Below are 25,502 nucleotides of genomic sequence, written 5' to 3'. Positions count from 1 at the left end.
AAAGAAAATTATTACTGTCTTTTTTTTCCGAACTTCGTGTTCTTCGTGCCTTCGCGGTGAGTTTAGAGGTGCACGATGGCGAAGAGTTTGAGCACGTTTCTCGAAGATTGCCGCAAAGAAATCCCCAACGAGGTGGTTCACATTACGAAACCGATCGACCCGGCGCATTACGATGCCACGGCGATCATCAAACATCTCGGCGCGCAGAAAAAGTTTCCGATTGCTATTTTCGACAGGCCGCTCAATCTGCATGGCCGGCCGAGCGAGTTTAAGCTGGTGCTCAATTGCGAGATCTCACAGCGCAAGACCCAGATCGCGCTCAATTTCCCGCGCGAAATGAACCGCGCGGAGATGGCCGAGGCTTGCTTAGCGCGCGAGGCGCAGCCGATTCCGCCGATCATCGTTGACCGCAAGGATGCGCCGGTGAAACAGAACATAAAACGTGGTAACGACGTCGATCTGTTTCAGCTGCCGTTCATGCGCCACTACGAGATGGACGGCGGACCGTACAGCACGCTGTCGACGATCACCAAGGACCGCAAGAGCGGCATCTATAACTGTTCGTACCACCGCATGGAGATCAAAGCGAAAAATCGCACCGCCCTCTACGCCTCGCCGCGCCATCTCTGGCGCATGTATCTCGACTACGAAAAGCAAAACCTGGAATGTCCGGTGGCGACGGTGATGGGGCACCATCCGGCCTATCACATCGGCGCCTGCTACACCGGGCCGTTCGAAGTGAGCGAGTTCGACATCATCGGCGGCTACATGCAGGAACCGTTGCGGCTGGTGGCGTCGGAGACCTGGGGCGATGATCTTTTGATCCCCGCCGATGCCGAGATCGTCATCGAAGGCGCGCTGATTGCGGGCAAGCGCGTGGTCGAAGGTCCTTTCGGCGAAGCGCCCGGCTACTTGGGGCCGCAGCGCTTTATCCGCTGCGTCGAATACGAAGTCCGCGCGATCAACTACCGCCACGGGGCGATGTATCAATCGGTGATCACGCCGGAAGGCGACAAGCCCTGGATGGACCTGCCGCGCGAAGGCGCCTACTTGAGGCGCTGCCGCGAGGCGGTGCCGGGCGTCACGGCGGTGTGTAAACTCGGCCGCGCCGCCAACTACAATATTTTTATCGCGATGAAAAAAATGTCCGAGGGCGACCCCGGCCGTGCCGCCGCAGCGGCGCTGACCTTCGATCACGCCAAGAACGTCTTTGTCTTCGACGATGATATCGACGTTTTCAACCCCACCGACGTCCTGTGGGCGCTCGCGACCAGGGTCCAGCCCCACTTGCAGGTGTCGATCATGCAGCCGCTGTTTCGCGGCAACATGCTCGACCCGTCGCTGCAGGACGAAATCAAAACCTCCTGCATGATCGTCGACGCAACCCGGCCGCTGGACCGGCCATTCTCGCCGGTGTCGAAGTGTCCCGACGAAGCGATGGCGCGGGTCAAATTGGAAGATTTCGTGCCCGGCGAGGTGCTGCAGCATATCCCGACCGACCGGACGACGTATTGGGCTTAGATAAGATTCACCGCAGAGGTACGGAGGACACTGAGGAAACAACCACGAAACACCCAAAAAGCATGTCCTGAGCGAAGTCGAAGGGCGCAAAAGACGCAAAACTCGGAGAGGAAATTTTCACCACGAAGGAGGACACGAAGATCACCAAGGTAAGAGAAGAAAATCAAAATTTCCGAACTCCGTGTCCTTCGTGTGCTTCGTGGTGGAATGAATCTTGTTACCCCGCGAATTTTGCCGTCGCTAACATGGCCAGATTGCCTTTCGCATCCAGCGCCCAGAGCGTTGCTTCGCGGCCGTCGGCGGACGGCGCGCCGGCGAGTGTGAACTTGCCGTCGCTGTCGTAGACCGAGCGCAGATTTTGAAAATCAAAATTGGTCATGCGCTTGCCCGGCAGCTCGCGGCGGCACATTTCGATCAGTAGCTGCGAGATCAGCGAGCTTTGCACTACCAGGCCCGGCAGTTTTTCTACTTTGGTCACGTAGTCGCGATCGTAGTGAATCCGATGGCTGTTGAAGCGGATCGCCGAGAAGCGGAACAAGAGCGGCGAATTCGGTTCGACCGTCTGCTGCCATTTGGCGCTGCTCGGGATCGCCGGTGTGGTTTTCGGCGCGGCGTCAGCGCGCTCTTCGCTAAGCATGACCATGTCGCGTTCTTCGACGACGCACAGGCCGCGGGAAGTCGACAGACTATTTCTTTCGATCACAGTGACGGCAGCGCCGCCGGGACCTTCGTCGATTTGCACGTCGGCGATCTCGGTCTTGCGGGTGATCTCGTCGCCGATGCACAGCGGTTCTTTAAAGCTGACCCGGGTGCCGCCAATGCGCCGGCGCGGCAACGGAATCGGCGGCGCGATACCACCGCCCGAGGCCTGGCCGTCGGTGCGCATCTTGTCGGGTCGATGCGAGGCGGGGGAAAAGCCGCCGTACCAACCGGGCGGTATCGGTGCGCCTTTTTCCAGCGGCGGATTATCGAGTCCCAATGTCGCGGCGAATTTCACCATCGCCGACGCGGTGACGACGTCGGTGGCAGTTTCACTTTTACCGACGTAGCTTTTGAAGCTTTGCAGCGATTCGGCCATGACAGACCTCCTAAGTTGAGATGCCGGACGGTAATCCGTCGCTGGCGCTGCTGTCAATGGGGCAAATAAGGGCGACCAACCGGTCGCCCTACAAGTATGATGGGAAAGAAAGATAGGCCGGGGAATTCGTTGCTAGCGCATCGACCAGAGGGCTTTGTCGATGGTTTTCGCGCAGTGATTCTCTTTGGTTTCGAGAGGCGCTTTGGCACCGTCACGAAGGGCCAGGACTTGAAAGCACAAATCGGTGCCGCTCACGCGATACTTGTCCATGCCGTTCATAAAAACCTCATTGCTGCCCGGGTTGATATAAACCGTGTACTCGATGCTGATGTTTTCGCTTTTGTCCCTTTCCGTGACCATGAGCTGAGTGCGGCAGGTCTCGGTGGCGTCGGAGCGGATCGTGGCGCGCCATTGGTCAACGCGCCGCGCCTCCGGCAGTGGGTCGGGAAAAAATCTCACGGCCACCAGTTGCAGCGGATGCTGCTTGCCGCAGGCGGGCGCAGGGTATTGTGAGGAACGAAAAATTTGCCCGCAACCAACGGTCGTTAACGTGGCTAGGATCACAATAATCGGGAAGTGCTTCACGCAGGCATTCCTTTCTTGCGCGCTCGAACGAGAAATAACATCTCGGCGATTATGAAGGGCGCTTCGTTGCTGGTCAACAAGTGCGCGTTAGTTTGCGCTCTAGCTTGACAGCGCGAATCGTGCCTCCCTATAGTCATCTTACCTGACCCACGGCCCATTGCGGGCACCGATCTCGCACTATTTCATGCCCCTGAAAAAAATTTCCAGCTTCTTTTCCAACTTATATTACGGTTGGCGCATGGTCGGCATCGTGTCAGCCATGCGTATTCTCGGCGGCGGCTTGCACGGCTATGGCTTCACGGTGTTTTTCCTGCCGGTGAGCCAAGATCTGGGTTTGAACCGCGCCCAGACTTCGCTGGCGTTTTCTCTGGCGCGCGCCGAGGGCGCCATCGAGGCGCCGGTGATCGGTTATTTCGTCGACCGCTTCGGCCCCAAGCCATTGATGGTGGCGGCGGCATTGTTGGCCGGCATCGGCTACATCGTTTTGTCTTGGATCGATAGCTACGGCGGATTTCTCGTTACCTATTTGGGACTGATTTCGCTGGCTTACTCGGCGGGATTTATCCAAACGCCGATGGTCGTGGCTAACAACTGGTTCATCCGCCAGCGGGCGCGGGCGATGACGGTGGTCGGGTCGGCGGTGACGATCGGCGGCACGGCGATCACGCCGCTGTTGTCGATGTTGGTTACCAGTTGGGGTTGGCGTTGGGGCGCCTTTGCGGCGGGTTGTTTGTTCTTGATTATCTGTGTGCCGCTGAGCCTGCGCATCCAGCGCTCGCCGGAAAGTGTCGGCCTGCGGCCCGATGGCGACCTGCCGGCTCCAGCGGAGGACAATCAAAAGAAAGCCACCGCGAGCGAACCGGCGGCCACCGATGTGACGGCCAAACAGGCGATGAAGACCTTGGCGTTTTGGGCGCTGGCGTTTTCCATGACGGCGCGGGTGGCGACTCAGAGCACGATGATGGTGCACTTCATTCCACTCATGGTCTGGAAGGGCATGAGCCAGGAGCGCGCGGCACTTTTGCTCAGCACCTTTGCGCTGCTCAATTTGGGCTTTCATTTTTTCTTAGCTTGGGTCGCCGACCGGATGAACAAACCGCGGCTGCTTTCGTTGTGGATTCTCCTGCCCATCGCGGGGCTGCTGGTCCTACAATGGAGTGAGGCGGAGTTTTATCTTTGGCTCTTCGCTATTCTCTACTCGACGCTCGACGCGGCGTTCCCTGTCACCTGGGCCACCAGCGGCGATTTTTTCGGGCGCAAATATTTCGCGACGATTCGCGGCAACATGACTTTTTTCTACATGTGGGGCAGCGCGCTCGGGCCGACGCTGGCCGGCTATGTTTACGACCGGATGCAAAGCTACAGCTCGGTGCTGTGGGTGTTGATGGCAACGTTGTCGGCATCGGTGCTGCTGACGGCGTTGTTGATCAAGCCGTGGCGCCTGAAAGTTGCCGGGCTGGGTGGCGCGGCGACGGGCCAGCGTTCGGCTTAGCGGCCCTATTGTTTTTCCTGCCGGTCTCTTTATGATTTTTTCATAATTCACAATTGGAGTGAGAATGGCCGAACACAAAGCGCACCGTTTGCCGCAAAAAGTCGTTCCGGAACGTTACGAAATCCGCCTGACGCCGGACCTGACAACTTGGACCTTTGAGGGCGAAGAGAAAATCGCGGTGCAGGTTCTCGATCCGGTGCGCGAGATTGTCGTCAATGCCGCCGAGTTGCAAATTCACTCGGCCTCGATTAGGCACGTCTCGGGTGTGAATCATGATGCCGCTGTATCGTTTGACAACGAAAACGAACAGGCGCGCTTTGATTTCGCCGATACGCTCGATACCGGCATTTGGGAATTGCACCTCCGCTTCTCAGGCATACTGAACGACAAGCTGCACGGCTTTTACCGCAGCACTTACAAAGATGCCCAGGGGCAAGACAAACCGCTGGCATCGACGCAGTTCGAATCCACCGACGCGCGGCGCGCTTTTCCCTGTTGGGACGAGCCGGCGTTCAAAGCGGTGTTCCAGGTGACGCTGGTGGTCGACCGCCACCTGACGGCGATTTCCAACGCGCGCGTCGTGCGCGAAACGCCGCTCTCCGATACCGCGAAAAAGGCAGTTGTGTTCGCCGACTCGATGAAAATGTCGACCTATCTGGTCGCGTTCATCGTCGGGGAATTCGAAGCCACCGAGCCGGTGACGGCGAGCGGCGCGCCGCTGCGCGTCTGGGCGGTGCCGGGCAAGGGGCGCTTAGCGCGCTTTGCCATCGATATTGGCAAAGCCTCGCTCGATCACTTCAGCAGCTATTACGATATTCCGTATCCGGGCGACAAGTTGGACTTGATCGCCATCCCCGATTTCGCCTCCGGCGCCATGGAAAATCTAGGCGCGATTACGTTTCGCGAAACCGCGCTGCTGGTCGACGAGCAGAAAGCCACGCGCGCGGAGTTGGAGCGGGTTGCCGACGTCGTCGCGCACGAGAACGCGCACATGTGGTTCGGCGATCTGGTAACGATGAAATGGTGGAATGGCCTGTGGCTGAACGAAGCGTTTGCCACCTTCATGGAGATGCTCGCGGTCGACGCCTGGAAGCCCGAGTGGCGCCGCTGGGATAGCTTTACCGTGTCGCGCGCAGCGGCCATGCAGGTCGACGGCTTGAAGAGCACCCGGCCCATCGAGTTTCCCGTCGAAAAACCGGAAGAGGCCGCGGGCATGTTCGACGTGCTGACCTATGAAAAAGGGGCCTCGGTGCTGCGCATGCTCGAGCAATATCTCGGCGCCGCGCGTTTTCGTGACGGCATTCGGCTTTACTTGCAGCGCCACAAATATGCCAACGCCGAGACCACCGATTTGTGGGATGCCATAGAAGACTCGACCAAGCAGCCGGTGCGGGCGTTGATGGACACCTGGATTTTTCAGGCGGGCCATCCGCTGATTACCGTCAACAAGATTCCCAACGGCATTGTGCTGTCGCAGCAGATCTTTGGTTACCTAATCGACAGCGCGACGCTAGAGCGCAAATGGCATGTGCCGATTTTTGTCCGTGCCAACACCGGCAATGGACCGGTGGATAGCACGTTACTGTTGACCGACCGAGAGACCCGCATGACGCTGCCCGAGGGCACCGAGTCGGTGGTCGTCAACGCCGGCGGTCACGGTTATTACCGCGTGCGCTACGATCACGACTTGATGACGGCGCTGAAAGAAAAGTTGCAGAGCCAGCTATCGCCCGTGGAACGGTTCAGCCTGGTTAACGATACCTGGGCCACCACGTTGGCCGGTTATACGTCTTTGGCCAGCTATCTTGAGCTAGTCGATCTCCTGCGTGATGAGACCGATCTCAATGTCTGGACCACCGTGGTCGGTTCATTGCATCACTTGAATCGGATTCTCGACGATGCGCAGTGTGAAACGTTGCGCCGGCGCGTACGGCCGCTGTTATCAGGGGCGGTGGAGCGGCTCGGCTGGGCGCCAGTCGCCGGTGAGGCCGAGCTGCAAAGCCAGCTCCGCGGCGACTTGATCACCGCCCTCGGCACCCTGGCGGAAGATCCGAGTTGCCAGGCCCAGGCGCGCCAGCGGTTTGCCCAATACGAAAACGATGCGAGCTCAGTGGACCGCAATGTCATTCCCGCCTTGGTCGGCATTGTCGCCCACACCGGCGGCGCGGCGGAATATGAAAAATTCTACGCCAAATTCAAGCACGCCCAAACGCCCCAGGAAGAGACGCGCTACTTGTTTTCATTGGCCGCGTTTCGCCCGGCGGACTTGATTGAGCGCACCCTGCGGCTGACCCTCAATGGCGAGGTGCGCACGCAGAACTCGCCCTATTTGATGCGCGGCATTCTTTTGAACAAAGAAGCGCGCGCTCGGGCGTGGTCGTTCATGAAGAGCCATTGGGGCGAAATGTTGAAGCACTACCCCGACAACTCGATCCCGCGCATGTGCGAGGGAATCATCGGCCTGGTCGCGCCGGAACTGGAAGCAGAGGTCAAAGAGTTCTTTGCCGCTCACCCGGTGAAACAGGGCGCCAAGCAAATGGACCAGAACATGGAACGGCTGCGCGTGGCGGTTTTGTGCAAAGAGCGCTGGAAAGATTTGCTGCGGTAGGGCGGCCCGGCGGACCTCCACGACTGTCATTCCAGGCGAACGAGCAGATGCTTCGCTTCGCTCGGCATGTTAACTTTACCGAGCGCTGTGCTCAACAGCTGTCTCCGGTAAGAGCCCACGGAACCTAACTAACAAAGCGGATTATTCTGTCGGTTTAGGGCTTACACATACAATCGCAAGGGTGTGCGGCGCGCCTTTCTGGGATGGCTTGGGTGGCCTGGAACTTTCGTTGCCCCATCTACGTCCAATTAGGCACGCGGTTCTGATCGACCGTTTGGCCGACGGTAAATCCGCTAGTCCCGCGGGATCGTAATAATTTTCAATACCGGCGCTATCAATGGGGCTGGTTAAGGGAGGCAACCACAGATGTTAGGGAAAAATGACAGCAAAGCTCCGCGCCGGGCCGGCACTCTTTTTGCCGCCAGCGCGCTGGCGGCGGTTGTCGGTTTTGGCGCCAGCGAATTGGCGCAGCATGCCTATTCCCGCGGCAATCTCGCTCAGGCAGGCGCGGCAACTGACGAGGGTCGCGTCAGCCAATCGTTGCCCAATTTTGCCAGTTTAGCGAAAAAGACCGGGCCGGCGGTGGTGAATATTTCCACGGTGCAAGTACGCGACACAGCGCAGCGTCGCGGACGATCACCCTTTGGTGACGACGATAGGGCCAACGAATTTTTCGAGCGTTTTTTCGGCGGTCAGGCGCCGCGGGCGCCGCAGCAGCGCAGAGGCCAGGGCTCTGGCTTCATCGTCGACCGCAACGGCACGATCGTTACCAACAACCACGTCATCGACGGCGCCAATAAAATCACCGTGAAGCTTTCCGATGGCCGAAGCTTTGAGGGCAAGGTTGTCGGCAAAGATCCGAAAACCGATCTCGCGGTCATCAAAATCGACGCGCCGCAGGACCTGACAGCGGTTTCGTTGGGCGATTCGGATCGTTTGGAGGTCGGCGAGTGGGTGATGGCGATCGGCAATCCCTTCGGCCTCGATCACACCGTGACCTCCGGCATCGTTAGCGCTAAGGGGCGCCACATCGGTTCTGGACCTTACGAAGATTATATTCAGACCGACGCATCTATTAACCCAGGCAACTCCGGCGGCCCGCTGCTTAACCTGCGCGGCGAAGTGATCGGCATCAACACCGCGATCTTCAGTCAGTCGGGCGGCAACATCGGCATCGGCTTCGCGATACCCAGCAATCTCGTGAAAGAGCTGCTGCCGCAACTGCAGGCGAGCGGTAAAGTCGTGCGCGGCTACATCGGCGCGACAATCCAGAAGATGACGCCGGACCTGGCCGAATCGATGGGCCTCAAACAGGCCCAGGGAGCATTGGTGGCGGAGGTTGCCAAGGACAGCCCGGCCGAACGGGCCGGACTTAAGTCGGGCGATGTGATTTTGCAGTTTGACGGGCGCGTCATCAAAGACTCCAGCGATTTGCCCTTGCAGGTCGCGCGGGTGGCACCCGGCAGCAACGTGCAAGTCAAGATCTCGCGCGGCGGCAAGGATGTCAGTTTGCCGTTGACTGTCGGCGAGCTGAAAGACAAAGAAGTTGTCGCCAGCGTCGAGAAGAGCAGCCTTGGTCTGACCGTGCAGCCGGCGACGCCTGAGCTTGCCGAGCAACTCGGCATGGCGCGCGCTGAGGGCGTGGTGATCACCTCGGTGGAGCCGGGCAGCGCCGCTGAAGAAGCCGGTATGCGCCGTGGCGACGTGATCAGCGAAATCGCCAAACGGCCGGTGCGCAGCATGGCGGATTACAAAGCCGCCATCGAGAAAAATGAAAACAGTAGGTCGCTGCTCTTCCTGGTCAAACGCGGCGAGACCAATTTGTTTCTCGCGCTCAAGCGCTAAGAGTTTTCCGCTTTATTCTACCCGTCCTGTGGGGGCGACCGGCCGGTCGCCCCTGCGTGTTTTTACGCTGCTGCGTGTCTCTGTCATTCTGATGAGGCGAAGCCGAAGAATCCGCACCGTGCTCGCATCAAAAGCAGATCCTTCGCTGGAGCTCAGGATGACATGCAATAGGGTCATTGTCGGGGCAGGTCGCGACCTGCCCCGACAAGTTCGGTGGCGTGTAAGCAGTTGCAGGCTGGTAATGTTCGCGTTGCCTGTGTAGAAATTGTGGATGTTTGCGGTTGTGGTCCTATGCTGCTGACCGAAGAGGACGCGGCGAAAATTGTTTTGATCCGTTCCGTTGAGGAATGCGACAAGAATATTTTTTCCGATCAGATCGTTCTTGACGCGCTCGCCGCGGGAAAAAATGAAGCGCCGGGAATCGCCTGGGTGAAGGCGCGGGCGCAGTTCCTGTTCGACTATCTTTCGCCTGCCTATCGCGCCGTTCAACAAAGCTCACGACTGCCGTCGCCCTGGATCGTACCGGTGTGCCTGCTCATGTTGGTTATCGGCTTTCTTACCAATCTGCTCGGCCCGTCGGAAAAAATCCACGTCGTGCGCAATCCGGTGTTGTTGTTGGTGGCATGGAATCTCTTTGTCTATGTGGCCCTCGCGATTATCGCTGTGCTCCGCGGAAGTCGAAAACCCGCGCGTGGCATGCAGTCTGAAACGGCTGTCTACCCCGAACTAGCGAAGAGCGCGGCGCCAGTACCGCAGGCGCGCAGCACACCTCTTTCTTGGCTAGCTTCGTTTTTTTTGCCTGGGTTATGGGGTTTCCTGCACCGCTTCGCAGCCAGTGTTCAGGAAAAGGCTAAGCTCGTCGAGATCGCCAGACGGTTCAGCGTCAATTGGTTTGCCGTGGCGCCGGAGCTGATCTCCGCGCGTTGGCAAATGCTACTCCACCTGGGGGCGCTGTTTCTCGCCCTGGCGCGGTAGCAGGCATGTATTTTCAAGGCCTGTTCCAAGGCTACGCGGCGATTTGGACGAGCACTTTCATTACCACTCAATCGGCGGTGGCGCTGTTTGTCAAAATCGTTTTCGGCTCCGCCCTCGGGTTGTCCGAGCTGCTCGGCTTCGGATTGGCCGAACACATCGATCTGGCGCGGCTCATGTCGCCCCAAGGCGACAAAGCGGCGGCATGGATACACTTGTTTGCGATTACCGTGCTGATGATCGTCGTCGTGCCGCGCGCCTGTCTGGCGGCCTGGCAGTGGCGCCGGGCGCAGCAGTTTCAACGATGTATCGGTCTGGCCCTAGACCCCTACTACGGCGCGGTCATCGAAACGCCGGTGCGCGCTTTGATCGAAACCGAAGTTGGCTCCGGTATGCAGTCGCTAGCGGCGGATATTGCCACTTTTGTTGTCGAGAAACTCTACGACGAGCGGATTGTCCCCAGACTGCGCGGTTTCCGCGAACAGGGCGGCAAGGTCGCCGAGCTGAAGGCGGAGATCCAACGCCTGTCGGAAGATTTCTTACCCCAGCTCGATGGCTACATTTCGGCCACACGCTTCCCGGCATTTCAGGAAGCATTGTCGCAGCGCATCGGCGAAACCCTCAAAATCATCGGCACCGAGTTCGCGGTTTTTCGTGAACCCCAAGCGGTGTTGACGGGCTTGAAAGTTCAAGCCCCCGGTCACGCGGAGGCCGGCATCACCGAGCAGTTCACGCGCGCCGTGAGCCTGTCCGTCGGTACTTCCATCGCCCTTGCCATCGCCACCGTCAGCGGTGGCATCGGCAAAAGCCTGGGCGTCGCCATCGTCTCGACCCTGCTTGGCACTAGCGGGCCGGTGGGGTTTTTGATTGGCCTAGTGATCGGCGCCGTCGTCGCCGCAGGCGCCTGGTGGGTCGGCAAGGAGGCGATCGCCGAAACCATCGAGACACTGCATTTGCCGGGCACGGTGATCAAAGCGGCGCTGTGGGAAGCGCGCTTTCAAACGCTGCTCGACGAAGGGCGGCAGAAGTGCGAAGCGACGATTCGCCGTAGCGTCGAGGAGAAGCTGCAGCCCCTGAGCCCGGCGATCACCACCGAGATTTTGAGCCGGGTGCGGAGCTTGTGGCAACCCCTTCGCTAGCGCTGGGGATCGCAAATTTCAAATCTCAGATTCCGATGCAGCCAGTTTTGCCGTGATGGAAAGAATGGGCATGCGGAGATTTTCGCGCGAGAAGGTTATTCAAAGGCGACGATGCGCGCGGCACTTTTTGAGATGGCGCGCGTGCCGCAGGAGCTGATCGCCGATGAGAATTTAGAATTATTGTCGAGGCGGCGCCCGCAGTGGTTTGCCAACGGCTCGCGCCATGTGGGCGCGGTGGATCGGCCGGCGGATATTTGGTTGGCGGTCGCCGGTGGCGCCGGCGCTAAATCGGCGTATTTGCCGGGAAGAACTGGGACGAAATTGCAAAGCACCAAGGTCTAGTTTGGCTGACCCCATGCGATCCGCCGAGTGAGACCGCATTTCTGTATCGAGGGGGTCTGGTCGTGTTTACGTGGTTAAAGTTTGATATAGCGAAGGTTCAAACGAGATTCGGAGACTGCCATGTTTCAGATAGCTTGGATCATTTTGATTGCTGTTGCTTTCTCGCACGTTCACGCCCAGACCAAGCCGATCATCATCGGCGAAGGTGTACGCGGCGCGATGTACTTGCCGGCCTATATCGCCGAAGAAAAAGGCTTCTTCAAAAAGCGCGAGCTCGATACCAAGATCGTGACCTTTAGCCGCAGCAACGATCTCAACGCGCTGATCGCCGGCGATATTCAGTTCGATCTGACCGCCCCGGATAAGATAATTCACGGCGCGCTCGGCGGTTTTCCTGCCAAAATGGTGATGGGCGTCACGCGCGGCTTGAATCTCGCGCTGGTGGTTCATCCGTCGATCAAGTCGGCGGCGGATTTGAAGGGCAAGCCGGTGGCGATCACTGGCTTTTCTGGGTTGCCGTATACAGGTCTGCTACTGACGCTCAAAGAATTGGGCATGACGAGAGATCAAGTGGTGCCGCTCAACATCGGCGGCAAAACGGCGCGCTTCGAAGCGCTGCTCGCCAACCGTGTGCCGGCGGCGATTCTCGATCCGCCGTACACGACGATGGCAGCGAAGGAGGGCTATCGCTTGCTGGTGGATTTGGCGCCGCTCGACGTGGCTTATCTGCGCAATGTCGTCGCGGTCTCGGAGAAATCGCTGCGCGAAGACTCGCGCACGGTCGCCCGCTTTGTCGAGGCCTTCGCCGAAGGCATGCGGTTCTATCGCAACAAAGCCAACAAAGACGAAAACCTGCGCATCCTCGCCAAATATCTGCGCCTGCCGCTCGACAAACAGCGCGCCGTGGTCGAGGAAGGCTATGAGACCTATCGCGAAGTCATGCTGCGCAAACCCTACGCCGACGCCAACGCGATGAAACTTGCGTTGGAAATCGTCGCCGAGTCGAATCCCAAAGCGAAGGGCGTCAATCTGAGTGCGCTGGTGGATAATTCTTTTATCGAAAAATTGGACCGCGAGGGAGTTTTGGACAAATGAAGGGCCCGTCCGGTAGATGACATACCCGACGGCACGCGATATAAACTTTTAAGATAACGTCTCATCGAATAAGGATCATTTGACCAATGGCGCGTGTGTGGAGGCCTTTGTTGGGGTTGGTTATGGCATGGGTATGGTCAGGCTGCGACTCTGCGACGTTCGACGCCGGCACGCAGTTCTCGTCCGGCCGGCGGGCTTTTCTCGCCAAGAAATATGACGAGGCTCTGCCATATTTCCAGAAAGTTGCCGAGGACAAGCCGGGGTACGTTTACGAGGCGTACAATTTTCGTCAGAGTGTCTGGAGCTATCTCGGCCGCAGCCAATATCTCACCGGCAAATACGACGAAGCGCGCCAGGCGCTGGAGAGAGCGCTGGCGGGTAGCCGCGATGAGCATCTGGCGCGCATCTTTATCGGCTTGGCTTTGACGCGGCTCAATAACGACACGCGCGGCGTCACCGAGATCGAAGATGGTTTGAAGAGTCTCGAAGGGTGGATCGATTATGAAAACGCGCGTAACCCATCACACACCATGTGGGACCCGCGCCGCGAGATTCGCAATGAGATCAAGCGCAACCTCACGGCCGTCGGCAGCCAAAACTACGATCGCCAAAGGTTGATCGAAAGTGTCGAGTGGATTGGCTGGGCGATGGAAGAGGAAATCGAAAAAGTGCGGCGCGATCAGACGCGGTCGTAGTTTGCCGTCGCAACCCCACCTGAGAGACCATCGACGAACAACGAGCACGAAGCAACGAGTATGAACAAAGCGTCTGAGCTCTCGCATAGCAAGTTATCTTCAGCGCCGCCGCCGATCGAAGGCGCCTCGAGCGAGGTCGCCGCTTTTGTCGGTCTCACAGAGCGCGGCTCCTATCGGCCCCAACTTGTTACCAGCGTCGAACAGTTCGCAACACTCTATGGCCGGCAGACCGCGCTCGACACGGGGTTCCTGCCCCATGCGGTGCGCGGTTTCTTCGCCAACGGCGGGCGCTTCGCTTACGTTGCGCGCGTCGGCGCAACGGGAAAGTCACCGGTGCCAGCCGCGGAATTCATCGGCAACCGCAAAGTCAGAGCCGAGCAGCGTCACGGGTTGGCGGCGTTGATGGATATTTCGGATATCTCAATGTTGGCGCTGCCCGATCTGGTCCACCCACGGGTTTCGTTCAAGACCCGCGAGACCGTTTTGGCGGCCGCGGTGGCGCAATGCGTGACGCGGCACGATCGCATGATTTTTCTCGATCCTCCTTCGGGCGCGGCGGATTTGGGCGAAGATGATCCGATCATTGGCGGCATCGACACCAGTTACGCCGCGATCTACGGACCTTGGCTCGAGCTGAAGACGGACGGCGGCCTTGTGGCGGTGCCGCCGAGCGGCCACGTCGCCGGCGTTTACGCGCGCAACGATCGCGAGCGCGCGGTCTGGCATGCGCCCGCAGGGACGCGCGCCGAAGTGCGCGGCATCGACGGCGTGACGGCGACGCTTAGCGAATCCGAGCGTGCCGCATTGGCGCAACAGGGTATCAACGTCATCCAAGACTTCCGCCGCGTCAAGCAGGGAATCGTGCTGTGGGGAGCGCGCACCCACTGTGCCGACGCTCACTGGAAATACGTCGCGCTGCGGCGCTTGGCCATGTATATCGAAGCGTCGATTCTCGACGGCACCCAGTGGGCGATGTCCGAGCCGAACGGCCAGGCGCTCTGGAGCCGCCTGCGCCAGGCGGTGGCCGAGTTCCTCGGTGAGCTGCGCCACAAGCGCGCTTTGCAGGGCATTAAGCCGGAAGAAGCCTTTTACGTGCGCTGCGATCCCTCGACCATGACGACCAGCGATATCAAGAAAGGCCTGGCGGTGTGTCAAATCGGCTTTGCGCCTCTGCGGCCTAGCGAGTTCGTTGAGCTGCGCGTGGCCGTCCCCTCGCGCGACGCCCATCGCCGCAAATCGGCAAAGGCGGTGGAAGCCGCGGCGGACGATTGAAGCCGTCGCGGCAGAACTGCTGATGCGGTTCTTGTCCTAGCGCGCGCGCAAACGGATCAGATGGTGCGCGAGGCCAAGCTTGGACAAAGTAAAAATCAGCCACTTCGAAGGGTCGAAGTCCATCCAGCGCGAACCGTTGCGGTAATCGTTGGGATAGCTGTGATGATAGTTGTGGTAGCCCTCGCCAAAGGTGAACAGCGCCACTAAGAAATTATTGCGGCTCGTGTTGGTTTGGCTGTAGGGCTGGCTCCCCCAGATATGGCAAACCGAGTTGATGCAAAAAGTAATGTTGAGCACGAGAAAGACTCGCGCCGCGCCGGCAAGCAGAAAACAGGCGACGGCGCGCTCGACGCCCCCGAAGCAATATCCGATCAGGGGCGGCAGCGCGAAACTTGAAGTTTGGATCGCGCCAAACCAGCGCTGCTGCCAATGAACCACTCGATCGCCGTGCAGCCACGGCGCATAACGCTCCGTGTAATGCGGGTCCTTGCGAAAGAACCAACCCCAGTGGCTATACCAGAAGCCACGCCGGCCGTCGTACGGATCTTCATCGGTGTCGATGCGCGCGTGATGGCGTGCATGATCGGCGGTCCAACGCAGCGCTGAGTTTTGAATGGCCCATCCCCCGGCGATGAGTAAAAGTTTCTTGACCGGGTCCGGACACTGAAAACTGCGGTGCGTGATCAAGCGGTGATAGCCGACGGTGATGCCCAGCGAGCTGGCGACGTAGAAAAAAGCGAACAGCATCCAGTCAAGCGCTGTGTAGCCGTAGCGGGCGCCGTACCACGGCACGACTGCCAGCGTTGCCACCGTGAAGAGCAGGAAGCGCAGGGTGCGAGGGAAATCGAGGGAGCACGGCGAGCGGTGCTGAATGGTTTTTCGCGGCGGGTGATCACCGTTACCACCCGGCGCCGGTCTCATTACTTCGGTGTCTAGATTCATGCGATCGACTTTTTTCTTTCGGTGTGTTTGGTATCTGAATCCCGTCGGAGGCCAAAGCGCGCGTGCAGCTGGCTCCAGCGCAATCTCAACAGTGTAGATAGAGCGCCATTGTGAGTCAACCTTTTTTCGCGGCAAGGACAGGAATCCCAACGCCCGGATTTGACTTGCGCGCAGGCGATTGTTAGCGATTTCTGACCGAGGAACACGATTGTGAAAGCGATTCGCATGCATGGTTTCGGCGGCGTCGATCAATTGTTCTATGAGGACGCTCCGGAGCCGAAGATAGAAAGCTCCAATGAAGTCGTCGTCCGTCTCAAGGCAGCGTCACTCAATCACATCGATATTTGGAACCGCATGGGCGCCACCGGCATCGCCGTGCCGATGCCGCATATTCTCGGCGCCGACGGCGCCGGCATCATCGCCGAAGTCGGCGCCAAGGTCGCGAACGTCAAAGTCGGCGACGCGGTTTGTTTTTATCCGCCCACGGGCTGCGGCCAGTGTGAATTTTGCCTCACCGATCGCGACTATCTATGCATTCGTTTACGGGTTTTAGGCGAACGCTTGGAAGGCACCTACGCGGAGTACGTCAAGCTGCCGGCGCAGAACTGTTTTGCCCTGCCGCGCGACTATTCGTTTGAGCAAGCGGCGGCGTTTCCGCTGGTGTGGATCACGCTGTGGCGCATGATTGTGACGAATGCGGAGTTGCGGCCTGGAGAAACCATCTTGATCATCGGTATCGGCGGTGGGGTTGCGAGCGCGACGATGCAAGCGGCGAAGGCGCTCGGTGCGCGAGTCATCGCGACCTCTGGCAGCGACGAAAAATTGGCGCGCGCCAAGGCCCTCGGCGCGGATCACGGCGTGCATCATTTCAAAGAAGACATCGTTGACGCGGTGCGCGAGCTGACCGGCGGGCGCGGTGCCGACGTCGTGTTCGATTCCGTCGCCGGAGAGGTGTGGCAAAAGAGCTTGGCGTCGCTCGCCATCGGCGGACGCCTGGTCACCTGCGGCGCCACCACCGGAGCGCAGCCCAACGACGACATCGAGGCGATTTGTTCGAAGCAACTACGAATCTACGGCTCGACGTTGGGAAGCCGAAAAGAGTTTCGCCACCTGATTAGTTTCTTGAATGCCAAACGGATCAAACCGATCGTCGATTCTGTGTTTCCGCTTAAGGAAGCGGCAGCAGCACAGAGTTACCTCGAACAGGCTAAGCAGTTCGGGAAAGTGCTTCTGAAGATCTCCGATTGATTTCCTAGTCCAAGAGTTTGCGTCGCTTCAGTGCTTCGGCGCATGCCTCCAGCGCGCGCAATTGGTCGCGCGCGGCGAAGCGGAGCACCACGGTGCGCGCGCCTTCTTCGATATACTTCTCGGTCCGGTCGATGACTTGGTCCCAGGAACCGGTGACGCAGAGCATGGCGTTGGCCACCGCTTCGTAAGGGCGCTTGTAGTATTCGGCGAGAAATTGCTGGCCCTCCACGACTGCCTCTTGGCCGCCGGCGGCCAGGGTAAAATAAATGCTTGGGTGAATCTTGTTTGGGTCGCGGCCTGCGGCGGCGGCGTAGTTTTGAATTTTCTGCCAGCACTCACCGAAGGTTTGAGGGTCCTTGATGTTGTTGATCCAGGCGTCGGCAAGACGGCCGACGCGCTTTAAGCCCGGTTCGACATTATTCGACGCCAGCCAAATGGGCACGCCGCCGGGCTGCACGGGTTTCGGTTCGATGGTCACATGCTCGAAGCGCGTGAACTTGCCATCGTAAGCGACGTCGGTTTCGCGCCAGAGCTGGCGCATGATCTGCACCAGCTCTTCGCTCATCTTCATGCGCGCGCTTGGGTCCAAGCCGAGAATGTGAAATTCATGCTCCGCCGCCGGTTCTTTCGGCCGGCCGTAGCCAACGCCGAGATCGACGCGCCCGCCGGTCATCCAATCCAAACTGGCCAATTGATAGGCCAGCATGATCGGATTACGCAGCGCGGCGAGAAATATCGCCGTGCCCAGTCGCACGCGCGAAGTGCGCGCGCCGACGGCGGCGAGCGTCGTCAGCGCGTCAATGCGCGGCCGCGCCGTCAGGCTGTCGCCGACCCAGACGGAATGAAATCCCAATGCCTCGGCACGCTCAGCGATCCGATACAGTCCCGACGGATCGGCCCGACCCGACATGATCGCTTCGCGGGTTGGGAGGAGGACGCCGAAATTTGCCGTTGCGTGATTCATATTCTTAATCTCACGGTTCTTACGGTTCTGATCTTGTTTCGATCGTAAGGGGTGAAGGGTAAGTGGTAAGGGGTCCGGATCCGAAACCCCTCACCCCTTACCCTCTACGGTTTTTCTTTGCCCCGAATTAGCCGCGCCACATCGTATTCCATGACCGTTTCGCCGCGCTGGTTTTTGACCCAGTGGCGGTAGCGGACGATGCCGCCGCCGCGCTTGGGGACGGGCTTGCTATCAAGTACTTCGATTTCGACCTGGATCGTGTCGTTCACTTTTACCGGGCCGAACAGGCGCATCTTGTCCAAACCGGCGAAGGCCATGCCGGTGCGGTGGATCAGGCCGGTTTGCACTGTCAGGCCTTCGGCCATGCCGAAGGTGAGGCTGCCAGGCGCAATGCGTTCACCATAGATGGTTTCGCTGCGGATGAATTCCATGTCGAGAAACAACGGCTCGGTGAGGCCGACCAAATTGACGAACGTGAGGATGTCGTGTTCGGTAATCGTGCGCCGGCCGGTGGTGTATTTGTCGCCGGCGTGGAACTCTTCAAAGGTTTTGCCTGTAATCATGAGTGCTCCGGATGCATTCGGAATATCTCGCGCAAAGGCGCAGAGGCGCAAAGGGGGATAGGCGACCGGACTCTGCGGTGCAACCGTGAAGCTAAAGGCGATAGCGTCATAGGACTTGTTTGGTTTTTAGTTTGTTGATTTCATTCTCGCTCATGCCCAACCACGATGATAACACCTCATTGTTATGTTGTCCGAGCAGAGGCGGCGCCAGCCGCACCGACGCTGGCGTGCCGGAGAACTTTACTGGAATTCCCGCCAGCTTAATTTTTCCAGCCGTGGGATGATCGACTTCCTCTAACATTTTTCGATGCCGTACCTGCGGAGCGGCGAAAACTTGATCGATGGTCTGCACCGGCGCGCAGGGCACGTCGGCCTTCGTCAACGCAGTGATCCAGTCTTCGGTGTTGCGGGTTAGAAAGATCGCAGAAATGATCGCGATCAGCTCCTTTCGGTTCTCCACCCGATTGGCGTTTTTCGCAAAGCGCGGATCGTCGGTGAGATCCGGCCGGCCGAGGGCGGGGCAGAGCCGCTTCCAGATGCTTTCGCTGGCGGCGCCAAGGACTAAGAAACTGTTAGCAGTTTGAAAACTCTGATACGGCACGATCGTCGGATGGGCGTTGCCCCAGCGACCGGGAATCTTGCCCCCGACGAGATAGTTGCTGCCCGCGTTGATCAGCGCGGCGACTTCGGCTTCTAGCAATGACGTGTCGAGCTTTTGACCGACGCCGGTTTTTTCGCGGGCGTACAGCGCCGCGACGATGGACTTGCCGAGCATCAAGCCGGCGACCAGATCGATGATTGCAACGCCGACTTTGAGCGGGCCGCTTTCTTCCGTGCCGGTAATGCTCATCAGGCCGCCCCAGGCTTGCACGATCAAGTCGTAGCCGGGAATATCCGCCATCGGTCCGTCAGCGCCGAAGCCGGAGAGCGACGCATAGATTAATTTCGGATTTGCTAAACGGAGGTCTTTCTCGCCGAGCCCTAAGCGGTCCATCGAGCCGGGGCGAAAATTTTCGATCAACACATCGGCGTACTCGGCGAGCTTGCGAATGAGCGCAATGCCCTCGGGAGCTTTGAGATCGACGGTGATGCTTTTCTTATTACGATTGGTGCAAAGAAAATATGCGCTCTCACCGCCGGCGAAAGGCGGCCCCCAGCCGCGCGTGTCGTCGCCGACGCCAGGCTGCTCGACTTTCACGACCTCGGCGCCGAGGTCCCCCAAGAACTGCGTGCAATAGGGGCCGGCGAGGACGCGGGTCAAATCTAGGACACGTACACCCGCCAAGGCACCGTTATTCGCTTCGCTCATCTCTTCAAAGCTCGTTACTTGAATTCTAGCCCTTTGCTTTTCATGATCTCGTTCAACGTCTCCACACCCAGCCACAATCCCGGCATGCCGCCCGGTATCGCTGCGACTTCAACGGCTTCCAAAACTTCTTTTGGGCTCGCTCCGAGCGTCAGTGCCCGTTCGCTATGGAGCTTCACGCCGCGCGGGCGGTTCAAGGCACAGCAGATGCCGACCATGATCAGCTCCTTGGTCTTGCGCGGCAGCGCCCCTTCGCGGCCGAAGGTGCCGTCGACGTAGAGGCCTTTGAGTTTTTCAAAGTATTCCGGATCGAGCTGGGCGATCAAATCGTAGGCTTTGTTCTGCGCGCCGAGGGAAGTTTTCTCGAAGGCGTCTTTTGCATCTTGTGCCATTGTTGCTCCTTGTGAACTAGAGGAGAGAAGATATTCTCGCGCAGAGGACGCAAAGGACGCAGAGTTCGGAAAAAGATTTCTTATCTCTGCGATCTCAGCGTCTCTGCGCGAGATATCTTAATCCTTCCGCGTGTTTTGGCTAATCACTACATCTACCAACGCAGGCCCGTTTTGCTCCAACGCGCGTTTCAACGCCGGTTCGATGGCGTCGGGGTGTTCGACGCGCTCGCCGTGTATTCCAAAGGTCTCGGCGATGCGCGCGAAATTGATCTCCGGCCCGGTGATCTCGGCGCCCATGTCGGCGGCGATGCGGATGCGTTCTTCAGAACCACGGAATTGATTTTTCACAGCCATATACGCTCGGTTGTTAAAAACGATCACTAGCAGCGGAAGACGATACTTTGCCAGCGTCCACAATCCCTGCAGGCCAAACATGGTGCAGCCGTCGCCCAGGCAGGCGACGACGCGGCGCTTGGGCGAGGCGAGTTTGGCGCCGATGGCGGCGCCCAAGCCCCAGCCCAAATAGCCGCCCGAGGAATTGGAAAAATAATCTCGCCCCGGCGAGAACTGAAAATTTGACATCAAGAGATCTTTGCTGGTCGGGCTTTCGTTGACGATCAACAAATCTTTCTCAAACAGTTTGTCCATTGTGCGCGCCAAGCGCGCGGCGTTGATCGGCTGGGCGTCCCAACCCTGGGTGACCCGCTTTTCGATCTCCGCGTCCGCCTGGGCTTTGGCTTTCTTGATGCATTCGAGCCGCTCGGCCTTTACTTCCACCGGCGGTGCGACTTTCGGGTAAGCGTCGAGCAGCGTGCGCAGCGCGCTCTTGCTGTCGGCGATGACAGCGATGTCTACTGGAAAAACTTTGCCAATTTCCCACGGATCTTCTTCGATGTGAATGATTTTAGTCGATGGCTTGATCACAGGCTCCGGAATGTAGCGATATTCGCGGATCAAACGGCAGCCAATTGCAATGATCACGTCGGGCTCGCCCCATACGGGCAGATCGAAGGAGGGTTGGCGCTCGGCGATCTGGAAACTCTGCGGGTGCGTGGTCGGAAATGACAAGAAGGAATAGCGCGGTTCCATGACAACCGGCGCGGCGACCAGCTCGGCGAATTTTATCAGTTCGTCGACAGCACCAGCTTTGCTGATACTGCCACCGGCAACGATGAGCGGACGCTTTGCATTGGCGAGAAGTTGGGCTGCTTGGCTGAGTGCTTCAGGATCGCCGCCGATGCGCGGCGAAACGCGCGAGCGATCAGCGTCGGGATTGGCGATGCTAACTGGTTCTCCTAGCAGGTTACTAGGTAACGCCAGATAAACTGGGCCGGCGGGTGCCGCCGAGGCGACTTTGAAGGCGCGATTCAAATATTCGGGAATGCGATCGGCGCGGTGTACTTCTGCGCTCCACTTGGTGAACTGCTTGGTCATCTCGACCAGGCTCTTGCCTTCGGTGTGCGAGTCGCGGCCGTCGATGCGCGTGTCGACGTTGGTCGAAGTCACGATGACCGGCGAGCGGTCGCGGTAAGCATCGTAGAGCGCACCGACGGAATTGGCCGAGCCGGGCAGCGTGCTGACTTGAGCGAGCTGTGGGCGCCCGGTCACGCGCGCGTGACCGTCGGCCATCGAAACAACGCAGGTCTCGTGCATCGCCAAGATGAAACGGATTTTCTCCTGATCTGCGATGGTGCCGATGAACTCCTGGCCACTGGTGCCCGGAAGGCCGAAGACATATTCGACGCCATGGGCTGCAGCGACTTCGAGGTAGGCTTGCGAGGCGATTTTCGCTTCAGACATTCAATGCTCCTTCGGTTTCCCAGAGCGGTCCGGTTGTAGGGGCGACCGGTTGGTCGCCCTCTTCCCGTCGCTTAGCTTAGTTCGTATACCGGCATGCTCCTGAAAGATTCTACGGAGTCCTTCGACGGAGCTCAGGGTGAACGGATTGGAAATTGAATTGTTGAGTGAATCCCGTTCATGCTGAGCCTGTCGAAGCATTCTTGCGAGTTTTTCAGCGCGCATTATCATGGACAAGGCGCTATAAGTTAAACAGCGCCAGCGCGTTACCAAACAGTAGTTTGTCTTTCACCGGCTGCTTAAAGTTCATCTTGTCGAAGCTGGCCAGCGCTTTTTCCAAATCGACGTACGGGAAGTCAGTGCCGAACAACGCTTTGTCCTGCAAGCGGCCGCCGATGGCTTTCTGAAAAATTTCCGGCAGTTGTTCCGCCAGATAGCCGGAAGTGTCGACGTAGAGATTTTTTTTGTGGGTGACGACGCCGATGGTCTCTTGCTCCCACGGCCAGCCGGGGTGGGCGGCGATGATTTTCATTTTGGGAAAATCGCGCGCCAGCGTGTCGAGATGGATCGGCCGGCCGTAATCCAGCGCGATGCCGCTGCCACCGTCGGTGTTTGCGCCGAGGACGGTGAAGCCGACGTGGAACAACGCCGGCTTGCCGCCGGCGGCGATCACTTCCCAGATTTCGTAGAAACGTTTGTCGCTGGGATAGAAACCTTGGTCAGGGGGATGGAACTTGAAGCCTTTGACGTTTGGGTTTTTCACTAACTCTTCGGCGTAGCGGGCGACGGCAGTGAGATCCTCAGCGTGAGTATCGAGGGAGGCGAGAATACCGCGAAACGTTTGCGGGAACTGCGCAACGAGGTCGAGCACATGCTCGTTCGAGTTGCGCGAGCCTTCGAGGACCGTCGAAGGGTGCCAGCCGATCAAGACCGCTTGCACGTCGTTTTGCGCGTACAGCTGGGCAAAGGCTTCGGCGGTTTGCGGGATGTCTTTCAGCTCGCGGCGGAAATAGCCGCAGGCGTGGTGATCCAAGCCGCGGGTGCTCGGATGAACGTGAACGTCGAAAGCGCGCATAGGCATTCAACTTTGAGAATAGAACTTCACCCTTGTTCGGGCCATCTCGACTAGCGAAACCGGCGCCGGCAACGGCGCAACGCCAAGCAGGCGATTGGCCTCGGCCAAATTGTCGAGCAGCGTGACGATGCCCATCGAGTCGATGTCGCGGAGCGGTGGTTGGGGCATCTTAATGCCCTCTGTGCCGACTCGATCGACGACTGGCTGCGCTTCGCCCAGCTCGGCGACGCGGGCGGCGGCGACGAGCATGGAGGTTTGCAAGGCTAACTTTACCTCCGCGTCGGTCACGGAGCGATTCCCGGCTCCGGTGAGCTCATAGATTTTGGGATTGGGGTTGGGACCGGAGTAAAAGCGCGGATTGCTTTCAGCGAGGCGGGCCAAGAGTTTTGAAGAGCGCAAAAATTCATCGCCGCGCAATTCGCGCATGATGCGCGTCACATCTTCGACGATCGACGGCTTCCAACTGTCGAAGCTGACGAAAGGCGGCAAGAGTTTTAGTTCCTTGGCCGCTTGATCGACTTGTTCGATCTTGGCGCCGCATTCGAGTAGGCGGCACGCCATCACAGCGTAGACCATCAGAATACCGTTGGAGACAAAGCCTGAGATGTCCTGAGTCGCCACAGGGTCGCGATCGAGGGATTTCAGGAATGACAGGATCGCTGCGCGATTGTCAGCACCCATGTCGCCGGTCACGACTTCGACCATTTGCGTGTAGAGCACCGGGTTAAAGAAGTGGGTGAGTGCGAAATTCGCTGGATTGACCACGCCATTTTTCGTTAGCGTCGCGCGTGTGACCGACGAGGTGTTGGTGGTCAGCAGACCGTTGAAGCCGGCATCGCGCAGGCTCTTATAGACGGCCAACTTTGTGCTGGCCTTTTCTGAGACCGCTTCGGTGATCAAATCGGTATGCGCTAAAGCAGCGAGTTCCGTGGCGGGTAGGAGCAGCTTGCGGACATTGTCTGCTTCCGCAGCACTAAGGCGCTGGCGTTTTTGCAGGCGCTCGACGGTCTGCTCACGCCGTGCGTCGATCGTGTCCATGGCCGCCTTTGAGGCGTCGAACGCACGAGTTTCGTAGCCTCTACTGGCGTACAGAAAGGCAATATCGAAGCCCATAACGCCCAGGCCGACGACGCCCAAAGATTTGATTCGATCGCTCATGCTGCCACGAATAACTCTCGACTGGACGGGAATATCACAGCGATTCGGGGTTAACAATGCGCCTTGACACAACTTAGGTGGTTCTCTAACGTCGATCTCAGCTTTTGTGATTTCGGATTGATGACGTGTTGAATCGACTGGAGATTTTGCGCATGGCTTTGGGCAGAAACGTTCTAATATGGGTTCTTCTCGGCGTCTTCGGCATGGCAGCACGAGCCGATGCTGCCCAGGTTGGCGAGCTGGAAAAACTCAATGTTTGTTACTCGTCCATCGCCGCCACGTCGGTGACCACCTGGGTGCCGTACGAAGCAGGTATTTTCAAGAAATACGGCCTCGACGTAAACGTGATTTACGTCGCCGGCGCGCAGGCGATCACGACCTTGCTCTCGGGCGACGCGCATATCGTTCAAGGCTCCGGCGCTGCCGCGGCCTCGTCGCGCTTGTCCAGTTCCGACGCGACGACGATAGCGACGACGATCAATGTGATCCCGATGAGTTTGGTGACGACGCCTGATATTGCGTCGCCGCAGGACTTGAAGGGCAAGACTTTTGGCGTGAGCCGTTTCGGTTCTCTCACCGACCTGGGCTTGCGCAAAGGTGTCGCTGAGCTCGGTCTCGATCCCAACAAGGACATCAAGATGATCCAAACCGGCGGTGTGCCGGAAATTTTGCTGTTCATGCAGCAGGGCGTGATCAAAGGCGGGTTGATCTCGTCGCCGACTTTGGAGAGAGCGAAGGAGCTGGGCTACAAGGAATTCATGAACCTGAGCGAGGTGAAGTTTCGCTACCCCGGCACGGCGCTGGTGACGACGGATACGTTCATTCGCAATCGGCCGCAGACGCTCAATCGTTTTCTCAAAGCAACGCTGGAAGGAATCAAGTACGCCAAGGCCAATCCTGACTTTACGGTCAAAGTGCTCGGCAAGTACACGCGCAACAACGATACGAAATTGCTAATGAGCGCGTTCAAGAGCTATGTACTCGGCTACATTCGCAACGTTCCAACAGTGACGCTGCCGGAAATGGAAGCTGTGATGGAAGATATCGCGGAGCGCAACCCCAAAGCCAAGGGAGTCGACGCGCGCAAGTTCTACGATCCGGCGCCGCTGGAGCAATTGATCAAAGAGGGATTCGTGAAAGAATTGTACCCGAAGTGAGACGTTGAGACCGTAAGGCGTGCGATAGCGATCGTAGTCGTGCTTGGCCACGCGGCTCGGCTAGCCCGAATTATTCATGCGACGGGGAAAACCCATGACACTGTGTCGATCGAGGTGGAACTCTGGAGGAGCGAAGGCATCAGCGCAAATCGTTCGGTTTGATTCGCCGATGCTGGGCATTTCTTCGACCTTTCCACTGCGATTCGCAGAGCAGGGCGACCGCCGGTCGCCCCTACAAGGCGGCGTCGAAGCGGAT

General features: G+C 58.6%; 22 protein-coding genes. 12 read left to right on the top strand and 10 right to left on the bottom strand.

The features are described from left to right. Positions 1-75: 75 nt before the first annotated feature. Complete coding sequence (locus tag FJ145_20915) at positions 76-1,521, top strand: UbiD family decarboxylase (protein MBM4263870.1); 1,446 nt, start codon at positions 76-78, stop codon at positions 1,519-1,521. Positions 1,522-1,738: 217 nt separating this feature from the next. Here the strand turns inward: FJ145_20915 and FJ145_20910 are convergent, their stop codons facing one another. Together FJ145_20910 and FJ145_20905 are read right to left on the bottom strand one after the other, a co-directional pair. Next, on the bottom strand, positions 1,739-2,599 hold the full coding sequence (locus FJ145_20910) for an acyl-CoA dehydrogenase (GenBank protein MBM4263869.1): 861 nt from the start codon (positions 2,597-2,599) through the stop codon (positions 1,739-1,741). 132 nt (positions 2,600-2,731) lie between these two features. After that, the gene (locus tag FJ145_20905; GenBank protein ID MBM4263868.1) at positions 2,732-3,184 is read right to left on the bottom strand and encodes a hypothetical protein; all 453 of its coding nucleotides are present in this window, start codon (positions 3,182-3,184) and stop codon (positions 2,732-2,734) included. A 184-nt stretch (positions 3,185-3,368) separates the two neighbouring features. Here FJ145_20905 and FJ145_20900 point away from each other — a divergent pair, with 184 nt between their 5' ends. From FJ145_20900 to FJ145_20860, 9 genes are all read left to right on the top strand, one after another. Continuing rightward, positions 3,369-4,676 carry an MFS transporter gene (locus FJ145_20900; GenBank protein ID MBM4263867.1) on the top strand — a complete coding sequence of 436 codons (1,308 nt, stop codon included), beginning with the start codon at positions 3,369-3,371 and terminating at the stop codon, positions 4,674-4,676. A 64-nt stretch (positions 4,677-4,740) separates the two neighbouring features. Beyond that, entirely contained in the window at positions 4,741-7,284 is a 2,544-nt protein-coding gene (locus tag FJ145_20895) for a M1 family metallopeptidase (protein MBM4263866.1), read from the top strand. A gap of 366 nt (positions 7,285-7,650) precedes the next feature. Then, the gene (locus tag FJ145_20890) at positions 7,651-9,129 is read left to right on the top strand and encodes a DegQ family serine endoprotease (GenBank protein MBM4263865.1); all 1,479 of its coding nucleotides are present in this window, start codon (positions 7,651-7,653) and stop codon (positions 9,127-9,129) included. 291 nt (positions 9,130-9,420) lie between these two features. Further along, the gene (locus tag FJ145_20885) at positions 9,421-10,104 is read left to right on the top strand and encodes a hypothetical protein (protein ID MBM4263864.1); all 684 of its coding nucleotides are present in this window, start codon (positions 9,421-9,423) and stop codon (positions 10,102-10,104) included. Positions 10,105-10,109: 5 nt separating this feature from the next. Continuing rightward, positions 10,110-11,240: a hypothetical protein gene (locus tag FJ145_20880; protein ID MBM4263863.1), complete on the top strand. Its 1,131-nt coding sequence runs from the start codon at positions 10,110-10,112 to the stop codon at positions 11,238-11,240. A 111-nt stretch (positions 11,241-11,351) separates the two neighbouring features. After that, on the top strand, positions 11,352-11,582 hold the full coding sequence (locus FJ145_20875) for a hypothetical protein (protein ID MBM4263862.1): 231 nt from the start codon (positions 11,352-11,354) through the stop codon (positions 11,580-11,582). A gap of 120 nt (positions 11,583-11,702) precedes the next feature. Further along, positions 11,703-12,677 carry an ABC transporter substrate-binding protein gene (locus FJ145_20870; GenBank protein ID MBM4263861.1) on the top strand — a complete coding sequence of 325 codons (975 nt, stop codon included), beginning with the start codon at positions 11,703-11,705 and terminating at the stop codon, positions 12,675-12,677. 86 nt (positions 12,678-12,763) lie between these two features. After that, a complete protein-coding gene (locus FJ145_20865) occupies positions 12,764-13,372 on the top strand; it encodes a tetratricopeptide repeat protein (GenBank protein MBM4263860.1) in 609 nt (202 codons plus the stop codon). A 60-nt stretch (positions 13,373-13,432) separates the two neighbouring features. Beyond that, positions 13,433-14,644, top strand: coding sequence for a phage tail sheath family protein (locus FJ145_20860; GenBank protein ID MBM4263859.1), 1,212 nt, complete (start codon positions 13,433-13,435; stop codon positions 14,642-14,644). Between the two features lie 36 nt (positions 14,645-14,680). Here the strand turns inward: FJ145_20860 and FJ145_20855 are convergent, their stop codons facing one another. Beyond that, a complete protein-coding gene (locus FJ145_20855) occupies positions 14,681-15,817 on the bottom strand; it encodes an acyl-CoA desaturase (protein ID MBM4263858.1) in 1,137 nt (378 codons plus the stop codon). Here FJ145_20855 and FJ145_20850 point away from each other — a divergent pair. Beyond that, complete coding sequence (locus FJ145_20850) at positions 15,797-16,834, top strand: zinc-binding dehydrogenase (protein ID MBM4263857.1); 1,038 nt, start codon at positions 15,797-15,799, stop codon at positions 16,832-16,834. The two genes, FJ145_20855 and FJ145_20850, sit on opposite strands and share 21 nt — an antisense overlap. Positions 16,835-16,838: 4 nt before the next feature. On the opposite strand, the gene FJ145_20845 is transcribed toward FJ145_20850, so the two are convergent. From FJ145_20845 to FJ145_20815, 7 genes are all read right to left on the bottom strand, one after another. Then, on the bottom strand, positions 16,839-17,798 hold the full coding sequence (locus tag FJ145_20845) for an LLM class flavin-dependent oxidoreductase (protein ID MBM4263856.1): 960 nt from the start codon (positions 17,796-17,798) through the stop codon (positions 16,839-16,841). 104 nt (positions 17,799-17,902) lie between these two features. Beyond that, complete coding sequence (locus FJ145_20840; protein MBM4263855.1) at positions 17,903-18,361, bottom strand: acyl dehydratase; 459 nt, start codon at positions 18,359-18,361, stop codon at positions 17,903-17,905. A 106-nt stretch (positions 18,362-18,467) separates the two neighbouring features. Beyond that, positions 18,468-19,670, bottom strand: coding sequence for a CoA transferase (locus FJ145_20835; GenBank protein MBM4263854.1), 1,203 nt, complete (start codon positions 19,668-19,670; stop codon positions 18,468-18,470). A 14-nt stretch (positions 19,671-19,684) separates the two neighbouring features. After that, entirely contained in the window at positions 19,685-20,059 is a 375-nt protein-coding gene (locus tag FJ145_20830; protein ID MBM4263853.1) for a carboxymuconolactone decarboxylase family protein, read from the bottom strand. A gap of 117 nt (positions 20,060-20,176) precedes the next feature. After that, positions 20,177-21,859 (bottom strand): thiamine pyrophosphate-binding protein, encoded by a 1,683-nt coding sequence (locus FJ145_20825; protein MBM4263852.1) that lies wholly within the window; start codon positions 21,857-21,859, stop codon positions 20,177-20,179. Between the two features lie 238 nt (positions 21,860-22,097). Next, positions 22,098-22,937: an amidohydrolase gene (locus tag FJ145_20820; protein MBM4263851.1), complete on the bottom strand. Its 840-nt coding sequence runs from the start codon at positions 22,935-22,937 to the stop codon at positions 22,098-22,100. Then, the gene (locus tag FJ145_20815; protein ID MBM4263850.1) at positions 22,938-24,089 is read right to left on the bottom strand and encodes a 3-hydroxyacyl-CoA dehydrogenase family protein; all 1,152 of its coding nucleotides are present in this window, start codon (positions 24,087-24,089) and stop codon (positions 22,938-22,940) included. A gap of 152 nt (positions 24,090-24,241) precedes the next feature. Between FJ145_20815 and FJ145_20810 the strand changes: the two genes are divergently transcribed. Next, the gene (locus tag FJ145_20810; protein ID MBM4263849.1) at positions 24,242-25,246 is read left to right on the top strand and encodes an ABC transporter substrate-binding protein; all 1,005 of its coding nucleotides are present in this window, start codon (positions 24,242-24,244) and stop codon (positions 25,244-25,246) included. Positions 25,247-25,502: the final 256 nt, after the last annotated feature.

It is taken from the genome of Deltaproteobacteria bacterium (assembly GCA_016874755.1).
Lineage (GTDB): Bacteria > Desulfobacterota > Binatia > UBA9968 > UBA9968 > DP-20.
Note: the sequence above shows the minus strand (reverse complement) of the source record. Positions and strands in the feature narration are given on the sequence as shown.